Source organism: Alloalcanivorax marinus (assembly GCF_016785095.1).
GTDB classification, from domain to species: Bacteria; Pseudomonadota; Gammaproteobacteria; order Pseudomonadales; family Alcanivoracaceae; genus Alloalcanivorax; species Alloalcanivorax marinus_A.
The window spans coordinates 566,489-588,039 of record NZ_JAEKJB010000002.1 but is presented as its reverse complement, the minus strand read 5'-3'; the positions used below and the strand labels follow the sequence as shown (position 1 = coordinate 588,039).

Here is a 21,551-nt window from a genome sequence, read left to right as displayed (position 1 = left end):
GTCGAGGCCCTGACCGGAAAACCCGTGGTCACCGCCGCCATCGCCACCACCTACCAAATGCTCAAGGCCCTGGACCTGGAACCCGTCGTTCCCGGCGCCGGGGCCCTGCTGTCCGGCGCCTATTAAGGAGGTCCCATGAGCGAATACCTGTACGGTGCCAATGTGCACGCCAACGGCATCCGCCAGCACTACCTGCGCTACGGCGGCAAGGGGCCGGCGGTGGTGATCATACCCGGCATCACCAGCCCGGCGGTGACCTGGGGCTTCGTGGCCGAGCGCTTTGGTCGCCACTTCGACACCTATGTGCTCGACGTGCGCGGTCGCGGGCTCAGCGAAGCCTCCGACACCCTGGACTACGGCCTGGATGCTCAGGCCGACGACGTGGCCGCCTTCGCCAAGGCGCTGGGTTTGCGGCAGTACATGGTGGTGGGGCACTCCATGGGCGGGCGCATCGCCGTGCGCCTGGCCCGCCGCCACCCGGACGCCGGTTTTGACCGGCTGGCGCTGATCGACCCGCCGGTATCGGGTCCGGGACGGCGCCCCTACCCCTCTGCCCTGCCCTGGTACGTGGATTCCATCCGCGCCGCTCTGGAAGGCATGGACGCCGACGCCATGCGCGAGTTCTGCCCCACCTGGACCGAGGAACAGCTGCGCTTGCGGGCGGAATGGCTGCACACCTGCGACGAGCGCGCGGTGGTGAAGAGCTACGACGACATGCATCAGGAAGACATTCACCAGGACATGCCGCACATCCAGGTACCAGTGCTGTTGATGGCGGCGGGTCGTGGCGACGTGATCAGCGACGCGGACGTGGAGGAAATCGAGACGCTGATTCCGGAGCTGCGCGTGACCCGCGTCACCAGCGCCGGTCACATGATTCCCTGGGACGACGAAGCCGCGTTCTACCGCGCCTTCGGCGACTTCCTCGGCACCCCGCTTTGAACCTCGTTTAAAGGAGCTTCGATATGGCGGTCAGCGATACCCAGATGATCGACGCCTGGAAACAGGTGCTTAGCCTCTCCAACCTGAAAGCCGGCGACATCGTCACGCTGTTGACCAGCGACACCAGCCATCCACAGACCCTGCGCACCGCGCTGGTGGCGCTGGGTCAGCTCGGCGCCCGCGCCAACCGTCTGGAACTGCCCCCGGTGAACGGCGAGAAGTCGCTGAGCCGCGATCCGCTCGCCTACCTGGGCACCACCCCGCTGAGCGGCAACCGGGCGGCCATCGCCGCGCTCAAGGAAAGCGATCTGGTGCTGGATCTGATGACGCTGCTGTTCTCTCCGGAGCAGCTCGACATCCTCAAATCCGGCACTCGTATTCTGTTGGCGGTGGAGCCACCGGAAATCCTCGCCCGCCTGGTGCCCACCGAGGCGGATCGGACCCGCGTCAACCAGGCCGCCGCCCGCCTGGAACAGGCCCGCGAGATGCACGTGACCTCCGCCGCCGGCACCGACCTGCACTGCCCGCTGGGCGACTATCCGGTGATCCAGGAATATGGTTTCGTCGACCAGCCAGGCCGCTGGGATCACTGGCCAAGCGGCTTCGTGGTGACCTGGGCCAACGAGGGCCAGGCCAACGGTACCGTGGTGCTCGACAAGGGCGACATCCTGCTGCCGCAGAAATGCTATGTACGGGAACCGGTGCGCATGACCGTGCGCGACGGCTATGTCACCGCCATCGAAGGCGGCCTGGACGCGGACCTGCTGCGCGACTACATGGACGCCTTCGAGGACCCGGAATCCTACGCCCTGTCCCACGTGGGCTGGGGCCTGCAGAAGCGGGCACGCTGGTCGACCCTGGCCCTGTACGACCGGGAAGCCACCATCGGCATGGACGCGCGCGCCTTCGAGGGCAACTTCCTGTGGTCCACCGGCCCCAACAACGAGGCCGGCGGTGACCGCACCGCCGCCTGCCACATCGACATCCCGATGCGCGGCTGCACCGTCGCCCTGGACGGCCAGGCGGTGGTCCGCGACGGTCGGGTGCTGGATCAGGAGCCGGCATCATGAGCACCTCGTCATCCGTCTATCAACGTCAGGGCTTCGGTGGGGAACTGGGGCTGAAGGGCCCACCGGCCCTGCTGTTGATCGATTTCGTCAACGGTTTCGCCGACCCGGAGCAATTCGGCGGTGGCAACATCCCCGCCGCCATCGCCGCCACCGTGCCGGTGCTCGCCGAAGCACGTCGGCGCCGCTGGCCGGTGGTGCATACCCGCATCGTGTTCGCCGACGACGGCGCCGACGGTAATGTGTTCACCCTCAAGGTGCCGGGTCTGCTCGGGCTCAAGGAAGCGGACCCGGCCAGCGCCATCGTGGCGGAGCTGGCGCCGGTGGCCGGCGAACGGGTGGTGCGCAAGACCGTGCCCTCCGCCTTCTTCGGCACCGGTCTGGCGGCCTGGCTCACCCAGCGCGGCGTGGGCAGTCTGGTGGTGGCGGGCTGTACCACCAGCGGCTGCGTGCGCGCCAGCGTGGTGGACGCCATGAGCCACGGATTCCGGCCCCTGGTGCTGGAGGATTGCGTCGGCGACCGGGCGTTGGCGCCCCATGAGGCCAACCTGTTCGACATGGCGCAAAAGAACGCCGACGTACTGACCTGGGCCCGGCTCCGCGAACGCCTCGACGGCTGAACCGGTCACCGGGCACCGCCCTCTTTGCATCCCTCTGATGGGATGCAAAGAGGGCGGGCAGGCCCTAGAATACGCGGCATTGTTTTATTTATTCACTTCATTAATTTCGGCGGTGCCAACAGCCATGCCCAGTTCCAAAGTCCAGGGTCGACGCGGGATCGCGCCCACCAAGAAGGCCAAGCCGGCGACCCGTAACAAACCGGGCCGCCCCGGGGGCTCCAACGGCCAGGTTCGCGACCGCATTCTGGATGCCTCCGAGCTGCTGTTCGCGGAACGGGGTTACGCCGGCACCACCCTGCGCGAGGTGGCGGACGCCGCCGAGGTCACCCAGGCGCTGATCAATTACTACTTCGGTTCCAAGTACGGCTTGTTCCAGGAAGTCTTTCTGCGCCGGGGTAAGCGGATTTCCGACCAGCGTCTGGAGCGCCTCCACGATCTCGAGCAACGCGATGCCCTGAGCGTCACCGACATCGTGCGCGCCTTTCTGATTCCCACCCTGGAACTGCGCGGCAGCGTCGCCGGCCGCGCCTTCATCCGTCTGCAGGCACGGCTGCATACCGAGCCACCGGAAATTTCCTACGAACTGCGTAACGAGGCCTACAACCAGTCCACCCAGGCGTTCGTGGAGGCGTTCCGCAAGGCCCTGCCCTCGCTCAGCGAACGCGATGCCTACTGGCGCGTGACGCTGATGATCGGCGCCTATATGTACGCGTTCTCGGACACACACCGCCTTGAACAACTGGCGCCGGGGGTTTGCCACCCGGAAGACTCCGAGGAAGTGCTGCGGCAGATGACCGCCTTCGTCACCGCCGGCATGGAAGCCGAGCCGGCGGGCTGAGCGGGCGAGAGCCCTCAGTCGCCCCGGTAACGGGCCACGATCACCATGCCTTCCGTGTAGCTGTAGCCATAGCCGTAGCCAAAGCTGCCACCGCCGGACACCTTCTCCGTCTCGCTGAGGATACGTTTGCTGCTGGATACGCCCTGGGCGTTGTACTGGTACCGGTAAGCGCCGGAAGTGACCGGCGACAGGCCGACCACCTCGTAGCCCTCCTCATTCAGTACGCGGATCGCGTCGTCAATGTCCCGCGCCAGACGGGCACCGTCGATCCGGCTGTCCGACCAGCCTACTTGCTGGCGCTGCGTCTCCTTGCGGGTCACCTCCTTCTCGCCACCAAGCAGCCCGCGTTTCCTTTCCCCCGTACCCACCTTCACCGTGACATCCTTGAACAACGGCGCGAAATGGGCCTTTACGAACACCGAGCGATTCAAGACCGTCCCTCCCGGTCCTCCTCGTGCAGGGATTCGTTCAGCTGATCGACCACCAGCGCCCATTCCGCGTCGCTGTTAAGCAGTTCGCGCAGCAACTGGCGCTGGGCATCATTCCAGAACGGCGCGTCGACGATGTTCACTTCCGCTGGCAGAAAGTGCCCGGCGATAAAGCGCTCGATCCCTTCCGGACTGGCGTCCAGCCCCAGTTGCAGGAACAGATTGGTCATCCGCGCGTGTACCGTATCCATCGTCAACCTCCGCTTGTTTGAATAACGCTAATATCCCAAATCCCCGCGCCACCGTCATCGCACCACGGCACAAAATACGCGCCCTTCATTATAGGAGCCCTTCGCGTTCTCGTTGCCACGAAACAAAAAAGCCCGGCGCGAGGGCCGGGCTTTTCAGGGGTCGAGGGGAAAGCCGAGGAATCAGGCTTCGCCCTTGAGCTCCAGGCGACGGCGGTGCAGAACCGGCTCGGTGTAACCGCTGGGCTGCTCGCGGCCCTTGAACACCAGATCACAGGAGGCCTGGAAGGCCTTGCCATCGAAGCCCGGCGCCATGTTGATGTAGCTCGGGTCGCCGGCGTTCTGCTGGTCCACCACCTCGGCCATGCGCTTCATGGCCTCCATCACCTGCTCTTCGCTGACGATACCGTGGTGCAGCCAGTTGGCGATGTGCTGGCTGGAGATCCGGCAGGTGGCGCGGTCTTCCATCAGCCCCACGTTGTTGATGTCCGGCACCTTGGAACAGCCCACGCCCTGGTCCACCCACCGCACCACGTAGCCGAGGATGCCCTGGGCGTTGTTGTCCAACTCCTGCTGGATTTCCTCGGCGCTCAGCTCACGATCCAGCAGCGGAATGGTGAGAATATCGTCCAGGGAGGCGCGCTCGCGACCGGCCAGCTCGTCCTGCACCTTCGCCACGTCCACTTCGTGGTAGTGGATGGCGTGCAGGGTGGCGGCGGTGGGCGACGGTACCCAGGCGCAGTTGGCGCCGGCTTTCGGATGGGCCGCCTTGGTGGCCATCATCTCGGCCATTTCATCCGGTTTCGGAAACATGCCCTTGCCGATCTGAGCCACGCCCTTGAGGCCGCATTCCAGACCGATGTCCACGTTCCAGGCCTCGTAGGCGTTGATCCACGGCAGACCCTTCATGTCGCCCTTGCGAGCCATCGGGCCGGCTTCCATGGAGGTGTGGATTTCGTCGCCGGTGCGGTCCAGGAAGCCGGTGTTAATGAAGATCACCCGGTCCTTGGCGGCGCGGATGCATTCCTTCAGGTTCACCGTGGTACGGCGTTCCTCGTCCATGATGCCGATCTTCAGGGTGTTACGCTCCAGACCCAGGGCGTCTTCCACCCGGGCGAACAGATCCACCGCGAAGGCCACTTCCTCGGGGCCGTGCATCTTCGGCTTAACGATGTACACCGAGCCGGTGCGGCTGTTGCGCGCGCCGTCGGTTTTCTTCAGGTCGTGCATGGCGCCCAGCACGGTGAACATGGCGTCCATGATGCCTTCCGGTACCTCTTCGCCCTTGAAGAGAATGGCCGGGTTGGTCATCAGGTGACCCACGTTGCGCACCAGCATCAGGGAGCGGCCCGGCAGCACCAGGGTGCCGCCATCAACGGCGGTGTATTCGCGATCCGGGTTGAGGGCACGGGTCAGGGTGCGGCCGCCTTTGTCGAAGGATTCCTTCAGGTCACCCTTCATCAGGCCCAGCCAGTTACGGTACACCTCGACCTTTTCTTCCGCGTCCACCGCGGCCACCGAGTCCTCGCAGTCCTGGATGGTGGTGACGGCGGATTCCAGCAGCACGTCCTTGACGTGGGCCGGGTCCTCGGCGCCGATCGGGTGCTGATCGTCCACCTGGATTTCCGCGTGCAGGTTGTTGTGCTTGAGCAGCACGCCGTCCGGTTTGGCGGCATCGCCCCGGTAGCCTTGCAACTGGCTTTCGTCCTTCAGGCCGGATTCACCGTCCTTGAGGCGCACCACCAGTTTGCCGCCTTCGATGGCGTAGCCGGTGCTGTCCTTGTGGGAGCCGCTGGCCAGCGGGAAATACTGGTCGAGAAAATCCCGGGCGTAGGCGATGACCTTGGCGCCCCGCTTGGGATTGTAGGCGCCGCCTTTTTCGGCACCGCCTTCATCGGAGATCATGTCGGTGCCGTACAGGGCATCGTAGAGGCTGCCCCAGCGAGCGTTGGCCGCGTTCAGCGCGAAGCGGGCGTTGCGCACCGGCACCACCAGCTGCGGACCCGCGATGTGGGCGAATTCCTCGTCCACGTTCTTGGTGCTTACCTTGAAGTCGTCGCCTTCGGGGAGCAGGTAGTCCAGCTCCTGGAGAAACGCCTTGTATTCCGCCGGATCGATCTTCCGACCCTTGCGATCCAGGTGCCAGGCATCGATTTTCTTCTGGATGTCCTCGCGCTTGGCGAGCAGCGCCTTGTTGCGCGGCGCCAGGTCGGCGAGGATCTTTTCCAGCTCGGCCCAGACGTGCTCCGGATCCACGCCGGTGCCCGGGGCGATCTCGTTGGCCACCAGATCATGGAGTTCTTTGGCGACGTCCAGGCCGCCTTTTTGGATGCGATCGGTCATGTGCTCCTACCTTTCAGGTCGAGAGTCGATACGAGGCCAGGGCAACGCGTGCTGGCCGGAAAGCGGCGGCATTTTACCGGAAACCGCGCCGTGAATCATGCCATCGACGGCGCCAGGCGTGACGCCCCGGTCACCGTCAGCCGAACAGATTGACCACGTCCAGCTTGTGGGCCGCGGCGCCGCCCCGTTGCTGGCCTTCTTCCAGGCGTTCGAAATCGAACAGCCGGGTGTCCGCCAGTTGCGAGGGCGCCACGTTCTGGATCGCCGAGAAGATACTTTCCACCCGGCCCGGGTGCTGCTTATCCCATTGGTTGAGCATCTCCTTGACCGCCTGGCGCTGCAGGTTCTCCTGGGAGCCGCACAGGTTGCAGGGGATGATCGGGAACTGTCTGAAAGCGGCGAATTCGATGATGTCCTTCTCGCGGCAGTAGGCCAGCGGACGGATCACGATGTGCTTGTTGTCATCGCTGCGCAGCTTGGGCGGCATCGCCTTCATCTTGCCGCCGAAGAACATGTTCAGAAACAGGGTCTCGACGATGTCGTCACGGTGGTGGCCCAGGGCGATCTTGTTGGCGCCGATCTCCTCGGCGAAGCCGTACAGGCTGCCCCGGCGCAACCGCGAGCACAGACCACAGGTGGTTTTGCCCTCGGGCACCTTCTCCTTGACGATGGAATAGGTGTCCTTTTCCAGGATGTGGTAGGCCACCCCTTCCCGGTCCAGGTAGTCGGGCAGCACATGCTCCGGGAAACCGGGCTGCTTCTGATCCAGATTCACCGCCACCAACTCGAAATGCACCGGCGCGGAATGCTGAAGATTGCGCAGGATCTCCAGCATGGTGTAGGAATCCTTGCCGCCGGACAGGCAGACCATGACCTTGTCGCCTTCCTCGATCATGTTGAAGTCGGCGATGGCGCGTCCGGTCTCGCGCCGCAGCTTTTTTTGCAGCTTGTTGAGGCGGGTACGTTGTTTTGCGTCCAGGGTGTCGGCGATCATCAGGTTACCTTGATCTTGCGGATGACGCGACGGTACAGCGGCGGCGCCCAGCGTTTCAAATACACGCCCGCTCCCTCGCGGCCGGCGATGATAACCTGATCGCGACCGCGCTGCACGGCCTCCACCAGCCGCCGCGCGCACAGGGCCGGGTCCATGCCGTTGGCCTGGGCGTCGTCCAGGGTACCCTGCTCGCTGCCGTCGCCCACCAGAGCGTTGTAGGACAGGCGGGTGCGGATGAACCCGGGCAGCACCAGGGTGACCCGCACGCCATTGTCGTACTCCTCGGCCCGCAGCGCCTCGAAGAAGCCATGCAGGGCATGTTTGCTGGCGCTGTAGGCGGAACGCTTGGGCGTGGGGATCTCGCCCACCAGGGAAGTGACCACCACGAACCGGCCACCCCCCTGGCGCAGAAAAGCCGGCAGCACCGCCTTGGTCAGCGCCACGGTGCCGAAATAGTTCACTTCCATCATGCGCCGGTCCACTTCCAGACTGGTGTCACGGGCCAGGGCGCGCTGCGAGATGCCGCCATTGTGCACCACCTGATCAATGCGCCCGAAATGGGCCAGCACCTTTTCGGTGGCCGGCACCATGGCCGACTCGTCGGCCAGGTCCAGGGGCACGATCAGATGTTCCTCCGCGTTGACCAGGCCGGCGCGCACCCGCTCCAGCTCCGCCTCCCGGCGGGCGGACAGCACCAGGCGGGCGCCATAGCGGGCATACTCCGCCGCCGCCGCCTCGCCGATACCCGAGGACGCCCCGGTGATCCAGACCACCTGATCCGCTAACGACGATGACGGCATGACGGTTTCTCCCTGTTGTTGGGTTACATGTGTCGGATTACACGGAATTGATGCCCAAGACTAGGCGCTGGCGGCGGGAAATGCGATAGCCCCGCCGACGGCTGGGCGCCGCCGTGGCGAACGGGTATCCTGGCGGCCCATCCACCGGCAACCACGAAGGCCCCATGACCGCCATCACCAACCCCAGCCTGAAGGACACCGTGACCCGCTTTTTCGCCGACCAGGGCGAGGAGGCTCCCTCCTGGGTGGAAACCCACGGCCTGCTGTGTGGCTTCACCGTGGGCCCCTATGACGGCCCGGCGGATTTCGGCGCCGCCCTGGACATGACCCTGCCGGACGCCGTCGCCGCCGCCCTGGAGGAGCTGCGCGCGCGGCTGCTCACCGACACCCTGGCCGGCGAACGGATCACCCTGCCCTGCCTGCTCGACCCCTACAAGGAGGACGACGGCAACGACCTGGCCTCCTGGTGCGCCGGCTTTCTCAGCGCGGTGTTCGAGCACGAGGAACGCTGGTTCGGCGAAGACGACGACCAGGAAACCATGGCCAACTGGCTGCTGCCGATGATGCTGATCTCCGGCCTGGACGAGGACCCGGAGCTGGACGCGATCTGGGAAGATGGCCAGCTGGTACGGCAGATGGCCACCGGGATTCCCGACGTCCTGGAGGAAATCCTGCTGCATTTCCAGGGGCCGGAAGGCTGAGCTGAGAGCCGGCGCTTAACGCGCGGGATCGCGACTAAAGTCGCTCCTACAGCGGGAAAAAAGCGATCACCCCGATCGCCCATTGGAGCCACCCACCGGTTACTCGTCGCTTAGGGAAAGGTGGCTGATGTCCGGCGCGACCGGCGGCTGGTCGCGCTTGAGGGTCTCGATGTCGGCGCCGGGTTCGGCCATGGACAGGTGGCTCACATCCGGCGCCGGAGCCGGTTCCGGGCGGCCTCCAGGGTCCAGATCGGTGCCCACCGGCGCCACCTTGAAGGCACCGGTGAAACCCGCGCCGCCGGTGCGAATGGTGCCCACGGTTTCCAGATCCCCGCCGTCCTGATCGGCACTGTCTTGATCGGCACTGTCCTGGCCGGCGCTGCCCACTGGGGCCCGCTCGACGTTCAAGCCGGCGCGCGCCTCGAACGTGGCGGGCCGCGCCGCCGGTTCCGGGGTCGCCTCCGGCGCCGAGGTCCCGGCGGGGGCCGCCCGGCCCGCGTCTTCCGGCGCCGCCGCCGGCGGGTTCACCGGCGTCAGCTCGCAGCGGGCACCGGCCTGCCGCAGCGCCACCTGGAACTTGCGCGCGGTGGCCTCATCCGCGTCCTTCTTCACCACCCGGGCACCGCCGGCCAGCAGTTGCCGGGCCTTGGCCTCGGGCATCTTGAACAGCCGCGCCAGGTTCGCCGTTACCTGCTCGGGGTCGGCACCGCCAAGCAGGTCGCCGGTAAGCACCACATGGAAACGGTCGTCGTCGGTCATGGTTTCTTGCCTCTATACCCAGTGCTCGGCGGCATGCTCCGCCAGGGCGGCGATGGTGCGCGACGGATTGAGCCCCAGGGCCCGGGGCACCGTGGCGCCGTCCACCACATACAGTCCCGGATAATTGAACACTTCCCCGGCGTGGTTCACCACCCCCTGCTTCACGGTATCGGCCATATTGCAGCCTCCCAACGGGTGCGGCGTGACCAGATTCTTGAACCAGCGCCAGGTGGCTGGCGTCATGGCGTCGCCGCCGGTGACCTCGGTGAGCTTGAGATGCCGATCCGCCAGGCCCTGCACCGCCTTCTCGGCGTGCCGGTAATCCCAATCCAGCCGCAGCCGGTCCTTTTTCCAGGGTGCGTACCAGCGGCGCCCGAGACGAAAGCGACCGCCCGGGTCGTCGATGGCCTGGCCGAACCACAGCATCATATTGCTGAACGGATCGCTGTCGCGGCCGTATTCCAGCAGCGCCGCGCCCAGACGGGTACGCGCCAGGCGCGGGTGCCGACCGGCCTGGTCCAGCCAGTTGCCGAGCAGATCCGGGATACCGCCGTCCTCGACGAAATAGCGGGCGCCCCGGTCGGCGCCGTCCAGATAATCGATGGCGGAAGTAATGGTGGGCCCGCGGGTGGGCTGGATTTCCCGGTGATCATAGAAAGCCGGGGTCATGAAATCGCCATTGCTGGTCCAGCCCTGACCCAGCGCGCGGCTCAGCTTTGGCAAGGTTTTGTACTGGTCGCGGCAGCGCAGCAGCAGCTCGGTGGAGCCCACGCTGCCGGCGGCCAGCACCACCCGGCGGGCGCGGACCCGCCGCCAGGCGCGGGCTTCCAGATCCCGTACGCCGACTTCGTATTCGCCGCCCTCCAGGGGACGGACCCAGCGGGCATGGTGCAACGGTCGTATTTCCGCGCCCTGTTGCTCGGCCCGGGCCAGGTAGTTCAGGTCCAGGGTGTTCTTGGCTTGCACCGGGCAACCCAGATCACAGTTGCCGCAGTGCACGCAGGTGCCCTGACGCTGACCCTGTTCGTTGGTCCACGACTTGCTGTGGTGGTAGCCGTGGGCGTCATCCAGGCTAGCGTGCCAGTCCGGATCGAAAGTAATCGCCTGGGGCACCACCCGGAAACGGTGTCCCTGGCCGAGGCGGTCGGCGGATTCGTGCATCAGGCGGGTGCGCGGTGTCCACTGCCGGTCCGGCAGCGTTTGCACGTTGAGCATGCGCCCCACGGTGCGGTAGTGGTCACGCAAGGCGGTCGGCGTGATGGCTTCCGGCCAGCCCCGGTCGAACACATGGGCAGGCGGTTCGATACTGACGTTGGCGTAGATCAGCGAACCACCGCCGACGCCGGCGCCCAGGGCGATGCTCATGTCGCCGAAATAGCGGAAATCGAGCCAACCGTTCTGTTTTTCCGGTTCGTCCTCGTCCCAGAACCAATGGTCCTGGCTGACGCTCGGGTAATCCTCCGGCAACCAGCGGCGACCCCGTTCCAGCACCAGCACCCGCTCGCCCCGTTCCGCCAGGCGGCAGGCCATCACGGCGCCCCCGAAGCCGCTGCCGATAATCAGCGTATTCACCCTTTCCATGGCGTTCTCCCCCAAGAGCGGCATCCCCGCCCTGTTATTCTCGCGCGTGCCCGGCACGCGGTTTCGAGCCTAACAGATTCCGCTCCCGCTTGAACTAAACCAGGGCGGCGGCCTTGATCTGGGCATACACCGGCATCCCCGGGCGCAGCCCCAGGCGGTCACGGGACAGGGTGGAGAGACGGGCAAGCAGCCATTGGTCCGCGCAGCGCAGCCGCACCAGGCACTGGCCATGGCCCAGGTCGCGCAGGCTGTCCACCGTGGCCGGCAGAATGTTGAGCACACTGGAGTCGCGTACCGCCGTCAGCGCCAGGCTCACATCCCGGGCCGCCACCTTGAGGCGCGGCGCATCGCCGCGGGCGCCGGTCGCCGGCAGGCGCAGCACGGCGTCGCCCAGGGTCAGTTCCAGCAGGTGGTGACGTTGGTCATAACCGTGATGGCGGGTACGCAGCACCACCGCCGCTTCGCCGCCGGCGGCCAGGGGGCCGTGCAGGCCCGCCAATCGCTCCGCCAGGGGGCCCTGCTCGCGCAGCCCGCCCCGATCCAGCCACCACAGGTGGTCGCCCAGGGTCATCACTTCGTCGAGCTGATGGGTCACATACAGCACCGGCAGCCGCTCGCCGACCCGCGCGATCACCGCCATCAGGGCCTGGCGGCGCTCCGCGTCCAGGGCGGACAGCGGCTCATCCAGCATCAGCAGGTCCGGCTCGGTGAGCAGCGCCCGGGCCAGGGCCACGCGCTGCGCCTCGCCGCCGGACAGGCCCGCCACGCCGCGTTCCATCAGCGGCTGCAGCTCGGTGAGCGCCACCACCTCCCGCCAGCGACCGTCGCTGGCGCCGGAGCGCCGCGCCGCGAACCGCAGGTTGCCGGCCACGTCCAGATGCGGAAACAGGGTGGGCCGTTGCAGCATCAGGCCTACGGGGCGCCGGTGGGCGGGAAGATTGTGGTGCTCGTCCTGCCACACCCGCTCACCGAAGCGGATCAGGCCCCGGCACGGTTGCAGGCCGGCGATCGCCTTCAGGAGGCTGCTTTTCCCGGCCCCGGAGGCGCCGAACAGAATGGTCACGCCGCGTTCCGGCAAGGTGGCGTTCACGGCGAGCCGGAAGCCGCCTCGCTCCAAGGCCAGATCGACCTGCAGGCTCATGGCAGCGCTCCCGGTCGGCGCTGCCAGCGGAACAGCGCCCACAGCATGGCCACCGACAGCACCACCAGCACCAGGGCCAGATGGTGGGCACGAGCGTAATCGCCCACTTCCACGTGTTCATAGAGCGCCACCGAGGCGACCCGGGTTTCCCCGGCCAGGCTGCCCCCGATCATCAGCACCACGCCGAACTCGCCCAGGGTGTGGGCAAAGCCCAGCACCGCCGCCGACAGATAACCAGGCCGGGCCAGCGGGATCACCACGTTGCGGAACCGGTCCCAGGGCGCGGCGCCCAGGGTGGCGGCCATGTCCAGGGTATCGTGGTCGATGGCGGCGAAGGCGTTCTTGAGTGGCTGCAGCACGAACGGCAGGGAATAAATCACCGACCCGATCACCAGCCCGGTGAAGGTGAAGGCCAGACTATGGTCGCCCCAGAGTCCGGCCAGCAGGCCGCCGGGCCCGCCCGGGCCAAGCCATAAAAGAAGGTAGAACCCCAGAACCGTGGGCGGCAACACCAGGGGCAGCGCCAGTACCGATTCCAGCAGCGCCTGGCCGGGGCGCTGGCGGCGCGCCAGCCACCAGGCCAGGGGCGTACAGACCACCAGCAGCACCGCGGTGCTGATCAGCGCCAGGCGGACGCTGACCCACAGCGCCTGCCAGTCCGCCGGCGAGACGTTCAACGGGGTGCCAGTCCGTAGCCGGCCTGCTCGATGCGCTCACCGGCGGCCTCCGTGGCGAGGAACTCATAGAAGTCGCGGGCCGCCGGGCGGTCCTTGAGCAACAGACTTTGCTGCTCGATGGGCGGATACAGGGCCGGATCTGGCAGCCACAGGCTACCACCGGCGCCACGTACCTGACTGAACGCCACGAAACCGGCGCGGGCGGCGCCGCTGCTGGCGTAGTGCCAGGCCTGCCCGACATTCTCGCCTTGCACGATGTCCACGGAATCCGGCAGGCCCAGGTGATCGATGACCGCCTGACCGGCGGCGCCGTAGGGCGCCAGGCGCGGGTTGGCCAGGGCCAGCGGGCTGACATCGCCGCTTTTCAGCAGCTCCGGGCCCAGGTCAAGACCGCTCTGTTTGCTCCACAGAGCCAGCCGGCCCATGGCGTAGACGCGGCGCGAACCCGCCACGCCCAGGCCTTCGTCATCAAGCTCCCGGGGCCGGCGCGCATCCGCCGCCAGAAAAATATCGAACGGCGCGCCACGACGGATCTGCGCCGCCAGCTTGCCGGTGGAAGCCACCGTGGTCTCGATGTCCGCGTCCGGGTGGTCGCGTCGATACAGCGCCACCAGGGTTTCCAGAGGCTTGGCGAAATTGGCGGCCACCGCCACCCGCACCGGATCGGCGGCTACCGCGCTCAAAGACAACAGCAGGCCGATCAGGGCCACTAATACACGCATGGATCAAGACTCCTCGGAGGGTTCGCGGGGGTCGTGGCCCAGGTGCGCCTCACCGCGCCGCCGGGCCAACTCGATTTGTTTCTGACGTTCGGCGAAGCGCGCTTTCTGCTCCGCCGTGGATTCGTGGTAGCAGTGCGGGCAGGACACGCCCTGCTGGAATCGCGGCGACGCCTTGTCGGCTTCGGAGATCGGCCGCCGACAGGCGTGACACTGATCGTAGCCGCCCGGCTCCAGGTGGTGGTTCACGGTCACCCGCTCGTCGAACACGAAGCACTCGCCACGCCACAGGGAACGCTCCTCGGGCATGGTTTCCAGGTACTTCAGGATGCCGCCCTTGAGGTGGTAGACCTCCTCGAACCCCTGCTCCTTGAGGTAGGCGGTGGACTTTTCACAACGAATGCCGCCGGTGCAGAACATGGCCACCCTCTTGTGGCGGGCCGGGTCCAGGTTGTCGCGCACATAGTCGGGGAAGTCCCGGAATGCCTTGGTATGGGGATTCACCGCGCCCTCGAAGGTGCCCACCTCGTACTCATAGTCGTTGCGGGTATCGATCACCAGGGTCTCCGGGTCGGCGATCACCCGGTTCCACTCCTCCGCTTCCAGATAAGTGCCCCGGCTGCGGTTGGGGTCCAGATCCTCCACGCCCATGGTGACGATTTCCTTCTTCAGCTTGACCTTGGTGCGCAGGAAGGGATGCTCGTCACTGAAGGACTCCTTGTACTCCAGCTCTTCCAGGCGCGGGTCCGCGCGCAGCCAGCCCAACACCGCGTCGATATCGGCGCGGCGCCCGGAGATGGTGCCGTTGATGCCCTCCCGGGCCAGCAGCAGCGTGCCCTTGACGTCTCGCTCAAGCATCAGCGCCAGCAGCGGCTCGCGCAGGTTCTCGTGGTCGTCCAGCCGGGTGAAGCGGTACAGCGCCGCCACCACGATATCGCCGGCGCTCATCGGCCGAACTCCGGATCATGCTGGCTCCCGCCCCGGCAGTCCGGGGAATCGGCCACGTCACCGCCCTGGGCACGCCATTCCTCCGGCGTGAACAGATGCAGTGCCAGGGCATGCACCGGGCCGTTCAACTCCTCGCCGAGCAGGCCGTACACCGCCTGATGACGACGTACCGGCATCTGCCCCTGGAATGTTCCGGAAACCACCACCAGCTTGAAATGGGTTTCCGAATCCGGCGGCACGTTATGCTTGTGACTCTCGTTCTCGATGCGCAAATAATCGACGGGCAAGGCGTCGCGCACCTTGCGTTCAATGGCCTGGGCCACGGTCATGGAAGAACTCCTGATCAACGAGGGCTATATTCTACGCTTTATAACGCTATTGTGCAGTCCCGGGGCGCGGACGCGGAATGATGTCCGCCCACAGGGCTTCGTCGTCGGCCTGAAACAGCGGCGCCGTGGCGTCGCCGGGGCCGTATTGAACCACCCGGCGCCCTTCACCCCAGGCCGGGCCGGAGGGCGCCTCGCCCCGGGCGAAGGCTCCCCAGTCAGCGCGTACCCGCTCGGACAGCGCCCGGGCCTCGTCGGTGCCACCGGTGAAGAACTGCCCGGGCACGGTGTCGGTCACGCCGAACACGAAGGGCACGTCCACCACGTGGCAGGCCCCCATGGGCACGCCGAACTGCTGGCTGGGCCAGGTGAACTGATAGCCATAAGTGTCCGCCCGGTGGGCGGCCTGGGCATCCAGCAGACGCAGGGTGGGCATACGGAACAGCCGGTCGGTTTCCATGGCGGAGAACCAGTCCATGTTGCTGCGGGCCGGGTCCGGAGTGACGGCGCGGCGGTAATGGGCCAGCACCCGCTCGCCATTACCCGGCAGCGCGCGCTCGAAACGGCGCAGGATCTCCTCGTCGTCGTAACCGCGCAGCTCCTCCACCGTGGGGAAGCCGGCCAGCGGGCCCGCGTACTGGAAAAAGTGGTATTCGTCCCGGCACACCCCGGCCATCAGTGCGATATCGGCGGCTTCACCGGCGGCGATGGCGTCCACCGGCAGGCGCGGCAGCAGGTCGCCGTCCACCATGGGCATGAAGTTCATGGCGAACTGCGGCGTGGTGTCGCGCTGACCGCGCCGCACCAGGGTACGCAGGGCCTGATTCTGAGCCTTGATCCAGGCCTTGGCATCGGCGGCGCGCAGCTTGTCGGCGGCGTCACCGTCACCGGGCAGCGCCCCCACGAAGGCGCGGGTTACCTTCGCCGCCTCCTCGGGATCAAGAGCGAAATCGGCGGCGCCGGACTGCACGATGGCGGCCTGGAATAAAGGCCGCGCCCGGGGCGTGGCCATCAGGGTGGCGACGCTGAAACCGCCGGCGGATTCACCGAAGATGGTCACCCGATCCGGGCGGCCACCGAACGCTTCGATGTGGCGGTTGACCCATTCCAGGGCCGCCACCTGATCGCGCAGCCCCAGGTTGGTGTCCGCTTCCAGCTCCGGCGCCACGGCGCTGAAATCCGCGAAACCGTGGGCACCCAGCCGGTAGGCGGCGTTCACCACGATGACCCGCTGGCTGGCCGCCAGAGCGGCACCGTTATAAAGAATCTGGGAAGCGGAACCGGCCACGTAACCGCCGCCGTGATACCAGAGCATCACCGGGAAAGGCCCCTCCCCCTCCGGTACCCAGATATTCAGGTACAGGCAATCCTCGCCGGAGTCCTCCACGCCCATCATCGGGTTGCGCACCTGCAAGGATGGCAGCGGGTAACGGTCGGCGCGCGCCACGGCATCGCTGTCCGGAAGCCGGCGCGGCGCCTTGAAGCGGGCCTCGCCCAGCGGCGGTTGCGCGAACGGCACGCCACGGAATTCCTGAACACCGTCGCCGGCCACTGCCTGATAGGCCCCCTGGGGCAATACGACTTGCATGATGCGCGTTCTCCCTGGTCCCGGTGGGCCGGGACAGCTTGTTTAATTGTTGGACAATATCCAGCGATGGGCACCGGCCCCTGGTTACCATTCCGTCATTCTTACCATTGGAAAAGGAGGCCCTCTCCATGAATGACAGCACGTCCACCAACGACACGGTCACCGAGCTCAACGCCACGGCGGACAAGCTTACCAAAGCCGCGCGCGGCGCGTTCACCCGAATCACCGAAACCGGCCAGGACTGGTTCCAGGAACTGGTGAAAGCCGGTGAGTCACTGCGTCAGCGCAACGCCAAAAAAACCGGCACCGCCAAAGGCACCGACAACGACTGGCGGGTACGGCTGGCCCACGGCCTGGGTTTGCCCACCCGGGAAGAGATGGAGAGCCTGGACAAAAAGCTCAACCGCATCAGCCGCAAGGTGAACAAACTGGCCCGCGAGCAGAAGGCCTGATCGCGGCCCACGCCGTCACCGGTCGGGCCAGGAACGCCCGGCCGGTGGTTTTCGTCATTGACTTGATCCACCCGCCTGACGTTCCCTGAAACTCCCCGCTGCGCCGATACCGATAACAAGAACGCCTATGTCCAACGTCGCCTCCGCCCGCTTCGGCTCCCTGACCGTGGCTTCGTTCTGGATCGAGTACCTGCTCGATGCCGCGCTGCACGCCGGTGTCGACCTCAGTGAGGCACTGGTCCGCCTGGGCGTCACCGAGGAGGACCTGGAATCCCCCGCCGCCCGCATTCCCCTGAGCGTGGAAAACCGGCTGCTTGAACACGCCGTCAGCCGCAGCGGCGACCCACTGTTCGGCCTGCACATGGGCGAAGGCATCCGCCCGCGCTTCATGGGCGAACTGGGCTACGCCAGCATGTCCAGCGCCACCCTGCGCGACGCCATCGAACTGATGATTCCGTTCACCCGGGTCACCTCGGAATTCGCTGAACTGCGCTTCGAATGGCGGAGCCGGAACCTGTGGCTGATCTGGGAAACCCCGTTCGAGGATCTGCCCACCAGCGCGCACCGGGTGGACGCTTTCTTCACCGGGGCGGTGGTGTTCGGGCGCTGGATTCTGGGCGCCGAACGCGATCCTCTGGCTCTGCACCTGCGTCACGACGCGCCCGCGGACGATAGCGAATACCGGCGCGTGTTCCACTGCCCGGTGCATTTCCAGCAACCGCTGAACGCCCTGGTACTGGACGAGGCGGTGCTTGATCTGCCACTGCGCGACGCCGACCCGGAGGTGCACCGCCTGGCCCGTTCCCGGGTACAACGCGCCGTGACCCGGCACCGGGCCCGGGACAACCTGCTTGAACAGGTGCGCCTGGAAATCCAGCACCGGCTGGTGGAGGGTGTGCCGCAACTGGAACCGATCGCCGAACGTCTGGGCGTGAAGCCCTGGACCCTGCGTCGGCGGCTGCGCGCCGAGCATACCGATTTTTCCACCCTGCTGGAGGACGAACGGCGCCGCCTGGCCTGCGACTGGCTGCTGCACAGCGACCGCTCGGTGAACCAGATCGCCCTGGATCTGGGCTATTCGGAACAAAGCGCCTTCAACCGCGCCTTCAAGCGCTGGTTCGGCGTTACGCCCCTGGGCTACCGAGAAGGTGACGGCGCCCCTTGAGGCTGCGCCAGGCCCGCTTGGTGCCCCCCAGGGTCAGCCCGGCGGCGTAGCCGGCCAGCAGGGTCGGCGCCAGCCAGCGGCTCAGGGCGGCATAACCGAACGCCGGCACGCCATAAAAAATACGCGTGACGCGCTCCACCTGGCGCAGCTCCTCGCCCCAGTCCGCCATGAGCAGCGGGTAATCCCCCGGTCGACCAGCCAGCAGGGCCCCGGCGGCAAGTTGACCGCTGACCAGGGCGCCGTAGATGCCCTCCCCCAACAACGGCTCGGTACTGCCCGCGGCATCGCCGACGAACAGCACCCGACCACACCGGGGTGAACGCCGCGCCAGCCAGGTCCCCAATGGATACCCCGCCACCTCCTCCAACGCGCCGCTGCCCAATGCCCGGCGGGCGTAATCGGCCAAATGATCGCGGCCCAGCCGCGCCCGATCCCGGCGCCACACGTACAAGCCCACGTTGATGTGATCGCCCTTGGGAAACAGCCAGCCATAGCCGCCCGGCACCTCCTGAAAATCCAGGGTCATGGGGGGATAATGACGGGCCTTCGCCCGGGGCAGGTGCCCTTCCAGCGCCATGGCCGGCGATGCCGCCGGCTGGCCTTGCAACAAACGACGCACCGGACTGTGGGCGCCGTCCGCGGCGACCAGCCAGGTAGCCCGCAGCACCTCCCCCTCGCTAGTGGTCAGGGTGACGCCGGCGGCACCCTGACGCACCGCGCGCACCCCGGCGACGGCGCGCCACTCGGCGCCCCGCGCCAGCGCCCGCTCGCGGCACAGAGCGTCCAGCTCCCGCCGGTGGGTCATCACACAAAACGGAACCGCCGCGCCCGCCAACACCCGCGGCCCACCAGCCCGGCTCATGGCCACCCGATCAACCCGCTCGCGGATCACCGCGTCCACCGGAAAGCGATAGCGCCGCAAGGCCTTGATGGTAAGGCCGCCGGCACAGGGCTTGGGCCGCTCCGGACCACCGTGCAGCAACAACACCCGGGCGCCACCGGCGGCCAGATCCCAGGCCGCCGCGCATCCCGCCTGGCCGGCCCCCGCCACGATCACGTCCCAGTGCACCATGGTCTCTCCTCTCATCCATGCAGCGGCTCGAGACTGAGTCCCCGCGGATTCTCGGGCCATCACAGGCTTGGAATATCCGCCGTGGAAATATACGAGCCATGTAATTCATAGACACCCCTTCAATATACTCGGGAGTCATGAACAGAGAAATTCAGCGGCGATTGCAGAAAAAGTTCAGAAGCGGTTCATGGAGGCAGAAGACCAATGGAAAAATTCATGGATTTAATCCACGACACGCCTTTCTGGGGTGAGGTGTACGGGATGCGCGATCCAAGCCACAAGCTCGACCTGAGGCCAGAAAAAGTGAAACGATGTCCATGAATCACACATCCATCATTCCTTGAATGAGTGCAAAAAATTAACGAGATCACTATGCATATTGCTGAATTCATGCATTAATGGTTTATTAAATCTAACCTGTGCATGCAGAAAATCATCAAAAACCAATATGTAACTGCAATGCCCTACCTTTCTGTTATCGATCCCATAGCTTTCATCAGATGAGCATCGCACCGTGACGAGCCCCCCGTCAGGTTTAATCAAATCAGGGTATTTCCCTATATAAATCCATAGAGGCTTCTTATCACTCTGATAAGCATAACCAAGAAAACCAGGATAACGCTTATCCACCCCTCTCAACTTATCCATATCAGCAGGAAGTACCGTACGTATATCCTTTGTGCCCCTCTTTATAAAAAACAGAATTCTCAATCGACTGTCCGGATTTTCCTTGATAAATTCATAACGCTCTTCCATTTTATCATAATGAGGCCATGCGACATTTGTCGCCGCGAAGAGCCTTGGCTCTGGAAGTCTATAACTCCTAGCATAACCATACCTTCTATCGACTTTAAGAAAACCGTACTTATATCTCCACTTCTCCATGCTCCCAGAAGGAAATTCTTTTGTTGGTTTATAAAATTGAACAGTTGCTATTGGTGGCGGCACTTCTCTTGCATAGACGCTATCTTTATATAACTCCTCCCCAACAAGAAACAAAGCTCCCCCAAAAAACAGAAAGAAAAGAGCAACAACTGGCCTTCCAACGATTTTCTTTATTAACTCTAAAAACATTTCCAGCCACCCCATTCAAGCGAGCGAGCAACAAGGCTTGACCCAAGTGACTGTCCTCCAATCAATAATCAATTGATAACTTTCGAGTTGCTCGCAGGTCAATGACTTAGCCATGACAACCACTCATTAACTTTACTCTCTCTTACGGAAAAGCCGTAAATAAGGCGAGATACTTTCCGCTGTACCTCTTTCCATTTCTCTAAAAATTGGCCTCCATGGTAAAGCACCGCCACATGAGCTTTTATTTTTGTAAACAGATCAAAATAATAAAAAACCATCATCTTTCCTCCTTGAAAGATTCCAAAAACTTGACAAGATCGCTGTGTTTTTTGCTGAACTCATACATTAAAGGCTTATTAAACCTGACTTGTGCACGAAGCAAATCGTCGTAAATAAACGAATAACTACACCAACCCTTTTTTGTATTTCCTATCCCAACAACATCATCGCCAGTGCATGAGATTATTACAGGTTCGCCGTTTGGCTTCATAAGTTCAGGATACCTACCAATATAAGTCCACCTTGGATATGCCCCGCTCCCTCGGGCATAGCCGTAGAAATCAGGGTAACGTTGATCCACACCACCTAGGACACTGATATCATGACTGATTTGGGTATGAGCATTTCCTGTATCAGTTCTAACTTGAAAAATAATTCTCATTTCACTATAAGGATCATTTCTTATATTATTGAAATAGTTTTTTTTATCATAAAATTCCCGCCATGAAGCCCCCATGACAACCATCAAACTGGTCTCTTCAGATGCAGCTATTAACCTAGATCTTGCATTTCTGGTATCAAAAGAGAAAAATCCATTTTTGTAGGACCATCTCTCAACACTGCCGTTCGGAAAATCTTTCGTCGGCTCAACATACTCGACCGTCGCCAGCTTCGGACCAGGCTCAAGTCCATCATGGATGATATCTTTGTATATGCCCTCCGCCACAAGAAATAAAACTGCTAAAGCAAAAAATATAAGAAAAATCCACAACGGTTTTCGCGCCACGCGCCCAACTAACTTCGTGTTGTTCTTGGAAAAACTCATATCCCCCACCATACAAGCTGTAA

24 protein-coding genes and 1 pseudogene are annotated in these 21,551 nt (G+C 64.3%); 8 read left to right on the top strand and 17 right to left on the bottom strand.

Annotated features, from left to right (window positions below; translation table 11 throughout):
- The 5 genes and pseudogenes from JF515_RS04435 to JF515_RS04415 form a co-directional block, all read left to right on the top strand.
- A pseudogene (locus tag JF515_RS04435) lies at nucleotides 1–126 on the top strand (Asp/Glu racemase); the annotation flags it as partial.
- Between the two features lie 9 nt (nucleotides 127–135).
- Entirely contained in the window at nucleotides 136–942 is an 807-nt protein-coding gene (locus JF515_RS04430; protein ID WP_203101375.1) for an alpha/beta fold hydrolase, read from the top strand.
- A gap of 23 nt (nucleotides 943–965) precedes the next feature.
- Entirely contained in the window at nucleotides 966–2,012 is a 1,047-nt protein-coding gene (locus tag JF515_RS04425) for a 2,5-dihydroxypyridine 5,6-dioxygenase (protein ID WP_203101373.1), read from the top strand.
- Nucleotides 2,009–2,629: an isochorismatase family protein gene (locus JF515_RS04420; protein ID WP_203101371.1), complete on the top strand. Its 621-nt coding sequence runs from the start codon at nucleotides 2,009–2,011 to the stop codon at nucleotides 2,627–2,629. The genes JF515_RS04425 and JF515_RS04420 overlap by 4 nt, the downstream gene beginning before the upstream one ends.
- Nucleotides 2,630–2,753: 124 nt before the next feature.
- Complete coding sequence (locus JF515_RS04415; protein ID WP_203101369.1) at nucleotides 2,754–3,467, top strand: TetR/AcrR family transcriptional regulator; 714 nt, start codon at nucleotides 2,754–2,756, stop codon at nucleotides 3,465–3,467.
- A gap of 14 nt (nucleotides 3,468–3,481) precedes the next feature.
- On the opposite strand, the gene JF515_RS04410 is transcribed toward JF515_RS04415, so the two are convergent.
- The 5 genes from JF515_RS04410 to JF515_RS04390 form a co-directional block, all read right to left on the bottom strand.
- Nucleotides 3,482–3,898 (bottom strand): hypothetical protein, encoded by a 417-nt coding sequence (locus JF515_RS04410; protein WP_203101367.1) that lies wholly within the window; start codon nucleotides 3,896–3,898, stop codon nucleotides 3,482–3,484.
- Nucleotides 3,895–4,146: a DUF2789 domain-containing protein gene (locus JF515_RS04405; protein WP_203101365.1), complete on the bottom strand. Its 252-nt coding sequence runs from the start codon at nucleotides 4,144–4,146 to the stop codon at nucleotides 3,895–3,897. Before JF515_RS04405 ends, JF515_RS04410 begins: the two co-directional genes overlap by 4 nt.
- A 180-nt stretch (nucleotides 4,147–4,326) precedes the next feature.
- Entirely contained in the window at nucleotides 4,327–6,486 is a 2,160-nt protein-coding gene (locus JF515_RS04400; RefSeq protein WP_203101364.1) for a malate synthase G, read from the bottom strand.
- Nucleotides 6,487–6,622: 136 nt separating this feature from the next.
- Complete coding sequence (gene ttcA, locus JF515_RS04395; protein ID WP_203101362.1) at nucleotides 6,623–7,480, bottom strand: tRNA 2-thiocytidine(32) synthetase TtcA; 858 nt, start codon at nucleotides 7,478–7,480, stop codon at nucleotides 6,623–6,625.
- A complete protein-coding gene (locus JF515_RS04390) occupies nucleotides 7,480–8,280 on the bottom strand; it encodes an SDR family oxidoreductase (RefSeq protein ID WP_203101360.1) in 801 nt (266 codons plus the stop codon). The genes ttcA and JF515_RS04390 overlap by 1 nt, the downstream gene beginning before the upstream one ends.
- Before the next feature lie 164 nt (nucleotides 8,281–8,444).
- On the opposite strand from JF515_RS04390, the gene JF515_RS04385 reads away from it, so the two are divergent.
- Nucleotides 8,445–8,981, top strand: coding sequence for a YecA family protein (locus tag JF515_RS04385; protein ID WP_203101358.1), 537 nt, complete (start codon nucleotides 8,445–8,447; stop codon nucleotides 8,979–8,981).
- A 99-nt stretch (nucleotides 8,982–9,080) separates the two neighbouring features.
- Here the strand turns inward: JF515_RS04385 and JF515_RS04380 are convergent, their stop codons facing one another.
- The 8 genes from JF515_RS04380 to JF515_RS04345 all read right to left on the bottom strand — a co-directional run bounded on the left by JF515_RS04380 (nucleotide 9,081) and on the right by JF515_RS04345 (nucleotide 16,720).
- Complete coding sequence (locus JF515_RS04380) at nucleotides 9,081–9,740, bottom strand: hypothetical protein (RefSeq protein ID WP_203101356.1); 660 nt, start codon at nucleotides 9,738–9,740, stop codon at nucleotides 9,081–9,083.
- A 12-nt stretch (nucleotides 9,741–9,752) separates the two neighbouring features.
- Complete coding sequence (locus JF515_RS04375; RefSeq protein ID WP_203101354.1) at nucleotides 9,753–11,321, bottom strand: GMC oxidoreductase; 1,569 nt, start codon at nucleotides 11,319–11,321, stop codon at nucleotides 9,753–9,755.
- Nucleotides 11,322–11,415: 94 nt separating this feature from the next.
- Entirely contained in the window at nucleotides 11,416–12,462 is a 1,047-nt protein-coding gene (modC, locus tag JF515_RS04370; protein WP_203101352.1) for a molybdenum ABC transporter ATP-binding protein, read from the bottom strand.
- On the bottom strand, nucleotides 12,459–13,139 hold the full coding sequence (gene modB / locus JF515_RS04365; RefSeq protein WP_203101350.1) for a molybdate ABC transporter permease subunit: 681 nt from the start codon (nucleotides 13,137–13,139) through the stop codon (nucleotides 12,459–12,461). Before modB ends, modC begins: the two co-directional genes overlap by 4 nt.
- A complete protein-coding gene (modA, locus tag JF515_RS04360; protein WP_203101348.1) occupies nucleotides 13,136–13,861 on the bottom strand; it encodes a molybdate ABC transporter substrate-binding protein in 726 nt (241 codons plus the stop codon). Before modA ends, modB begins: the two co-directional genes overlap by 4 nt.
- Nucleotides 13,862–13,864: 3 nt before the next feature.
- Nucleotides 13,865–14,806 (bottom strand): rhodanese-related sulfurtransferase, encoded by a 942-nt coding sequence (locus tag JF515_RS04355; RefSeq protein ID WP_203101346.1) that lies wholly within the window; start codon nucleotides 14,804–14,806, stop codon nucleotides 13,865–13,867.
- Complete coding sequence (locus tag JF515_RS04350) at nucleotides 14,803–15,135, bottom strand: BolA family protein (RefSeq protein ID WP_203101345.1); 333 nt, start codon at nucleotides 15,133–15,135, stop codon at nucleotides 14,803–14,805. Before JF515_RS04350 ends, JF515_RS04355 begins: the two co-directional genes overlap by 4 nt.
- Nucleotides 15,136–15,181: 46 nt before the next feature.
- A complete protein-coding gene (locus JF515_RS04345; RefSeq protein WP_203101344.1) occupies nucleotides 15,182–16,720 on the bottom strand; it encodes a carboxylesterase/lipase family protein in 1,539 nt (512 codons plus the stop codon).
- Between the two features lie 128 nt (nucleotides 16,721–16,848).
- On the opposite strand from JF515_RS04345, the gene JF515_RS04340 reads away from it, so the two are divergent.
- The gene (locus JF515_RS04340) at nucleotides 16,849–17,172 is read left to right on the top strand and encodes a poly(hydroxyalkanoate) granule-associated protein (RefSeq protein ID WP_203101343.1); all 324 of its coding nucleotides are present in this window, start codon (nucleotides 16,849–16,851) and stop codon (nucleotides 17,170–17,172) included.
- 127 nt (nucleotides 17,173–17,299) lie between these two features.
- Nucleotides 17,300–18,337, top strand: coding sequence for an AraC family transcriptional regulator (locus JF515_RS04335; RefSeq protein ID WP_203101342.1), 1,038 nt, complete (start codon nucleotides 17,300–17,302; stop codon nucleotides 18,335–18,337).
- On the opposite strand, the gene JF515_RS04330 is transcribed toward JF515_RS04335, so the two are convergent.
- From JF515_RS04330 to JF515_RS04315, 4 genes are all read right to left on the bottom strand, one after another.
- The gene (locus JF515_RS04330; protein ID WP_203101341.1) at nucleotides 18,297–19,409 is read right to left on the bottom strand and encodes an NAD(P)/FAD-dependent oxidoreductase; all 1,113 of its coding nucleotides are present in this window, start codon (nucleotides 19,407–19,409) and stop codon (nucleotides 18,297–18,299) included. The genes JF515_RS04335 and JF515_RS04330 overlap by 41 nt on opposite strands.
- A gap of 333 nt (nucleotides 19,410–19,742) precedes the next feature.
- Nucleotides 19,743–20,498 carry a hypothetical protein gene (locus tag JF515_RS04325; RefSeq protein WP_203101340.1) on the bottom strand — a complete coding sequence of 252 codons (756 nt, stop codon included), beginning with the start codon at nucleotides 20,496–20,498 and terminating at the stop codon, nucleotides 19,743–19,745.
- A gap of 83 nt (nucleotides 20,499–20,581) precedes the next feature.
- Nucleotides 20,582–20,764, bottom strand: a complete 183-nt coding sequence (locus tag JF515_RS04320; RefSeq protein ID WP_203101339.1) for a hypothetical protein — start codon at nucleotides 20,762–20,764, stop codon at nucleotides 20,582–20,584.
- Entirely contained in the window at nucleotides 20,761–21,528 is a 768-nt protein-coding gene (locus JF515_RS04315) for a hypothetical protein (RefSeq protein ID WP_203101338.1), read from the bottom strand. Before JF515_RS04315 ends, JF515_RS04320 begins: the two co-directional genes overlap by 4 nt.
- Nucleotides 21,529–21,551 lie beyond the last annotated feature (23 nt).

What these genes read in the sequence shown, in the direction of transcription:
- JF515_RS04425 (WP_203101373.1), top strand. Translation starts at nt 966, where the DNA reads ATGGCGGTCAGCGATACCCAGATGATCGACGCCTGGAAACAGGTGCTT.
- JF515_RS04345 (WP_203101344.1), bottom strand. Translation starts at nt 16,720, where the DNA reads ATGCAAGTCGTATTGCCCCAGGGGGCCTATCAGGCAGTGGCCGGCGAC.
- JF515_RS04335 (WP_203101342.1), top strand. Translation starts at nt 17,300, where the DNA reads ATGTCCAACGTCGCCTCCGCCCGCTTCGGCTCCCTGACCGTGGCTTCG.
- modA (WP_203101348.1), bottom strand. Translation starts at nt 13,861, where the DNA reads ATGCGTGTATTAGTGGCCCTGATCGGCCTGCTGTTGTCTTTGAGCGCG.
- JF515_RS04320 (WP_203101339.1), bottom strand. Translation starts at nt 20,764, where the DNA reads ATGATGGTTTTTTATTATTTTGATCTGTTTACAAAAATAAAAGCTCAT.
- JF515_RS04390 (WP_203101360.1), bottom strand. Translation starts at nt 8,280, where the DNA reads ATGCCGTCATCGTCGTTAGCGGATCAGGTGGTCTGGATCACCGGGGCG.
- JF515_RS04405 (WP_203101365.1), bottom strand. Translation starts at nt 4,146, where the DNA reads ATGGATACGGTACACGCGCGGATGACCAATCTGTTCCTGCAACTGGGG.
- JF515_RS04350 (WP_203101345.1), bottom strand. Translation starts at nt 15,135, where the DNA reads ATGACCGTGGCCCAGGCCATTGAACGCAAGGTGCGCGACGCCTTGCCC.
- JF515_RS04420 (WP_203101371.1), top strand. Translation starts at nt 2,009, where the DNA reads ATGAGCACCTCGTCATCCGTCTATCAACGTCAGGGCTTCGGTGGGGAA.
- JF515_RS04340 (WP_203101343.1), top strand. Translation starts at nt 16,849, where the DNA reads ATGAATGACAGCACGTCCACCAACGACACGGTCACCGAGCTCAACGCC.
- JF515_RS04315 (WP_203101338.1), bottom strand. Translation starts at nt 21,528, where the DNA reads ATGAGTTTTTCCAAGAACAACACGAAGTTAGTTGGGCGCGTGGCGCGA.
- JF515_RS04355 (WP_203101346.1), bottom strand. Translation starts at nt 14,806, where the DNA reads ATGAGCGCCGGCGATATCGTGGTGGCGGCGCTGTACCGCTTCACCCGG.
- JF515_RS04385 (WP_203101358.1), top strand. Translation starts at nt 8,445, where the DNA reads ATGACCGCCATCACCAACCCCAGCCTGAAGGACACCGTGACCCGCTTT.
- ttcA (WP_203101362.1), bottom strand. Translation starts at nt 7,480, where the DNA reads ATGATCGCCGACACCCTGGACGCAAAACAACGTACCCGCCTCAACAAG.
- modC (WP_203101352.1), bottom strand. Translation starts at nt 12,462, where the DNA reads ATGAGCCTGCAGGTCGATCTGGCCTTGGAGCGAGGCGGCTTCCGGCTC.
- JF515_RS04430 (WP_203101375.1), top strand. Translation starts at nt 136, where the DNA reads ATGAGCGAATACCTGTACGGTGCCAATGTGCACGCCAACGGCATCCGC.
- JF515_RS04375 (WP_203101354.1), bottom strand. Translation starts at nt 11,321, where the DNA reads ATGGAAAGGGTGAATACGCTGATTATCGGCAGCGGCTTCGGGGGCGCC.
- JF515_RS04330 (WP_203101341.1), bottom strand. Translation starts at nt 19,409, where the DNA reads ATGGTGCACTGGGACGTGATCGTGGCGGGGGCCGGCCAGGCGGGATGC.
- JF515_RS04415 (WP_203101369.1), top strand. Translation starts at nt 2,754, where the DNA reads ATGCCCAGTTCCAAAGTCCAGGGTCGACGCGGGATCGCGCCCACCAAG.
- JF515_RS04400 (WP_203101364.1), bottom strand. Translation starts at nt 6,486, where the DNA reads ATGACCGATCGCATCCAAAAAGGCGGCCTGGACGTCGCCAAAGAACTC.
- JF515_RS04325 (WP_203101340.1), bottom strand. Translation starts at nt 20,498, where the DNA reads ATGGGGTGGCTGGAAATGTTTTTAGAGTTAATAAAGAAAATCGTTGGA.
- JF515_RS04380 (WP_203101356.1), bottom strand. Translation starts at nt 9,740, where the DNA reads ATGACCGACGACGACCGTTTCCATGTGGTGCTTACCGGCGACCTGCTT.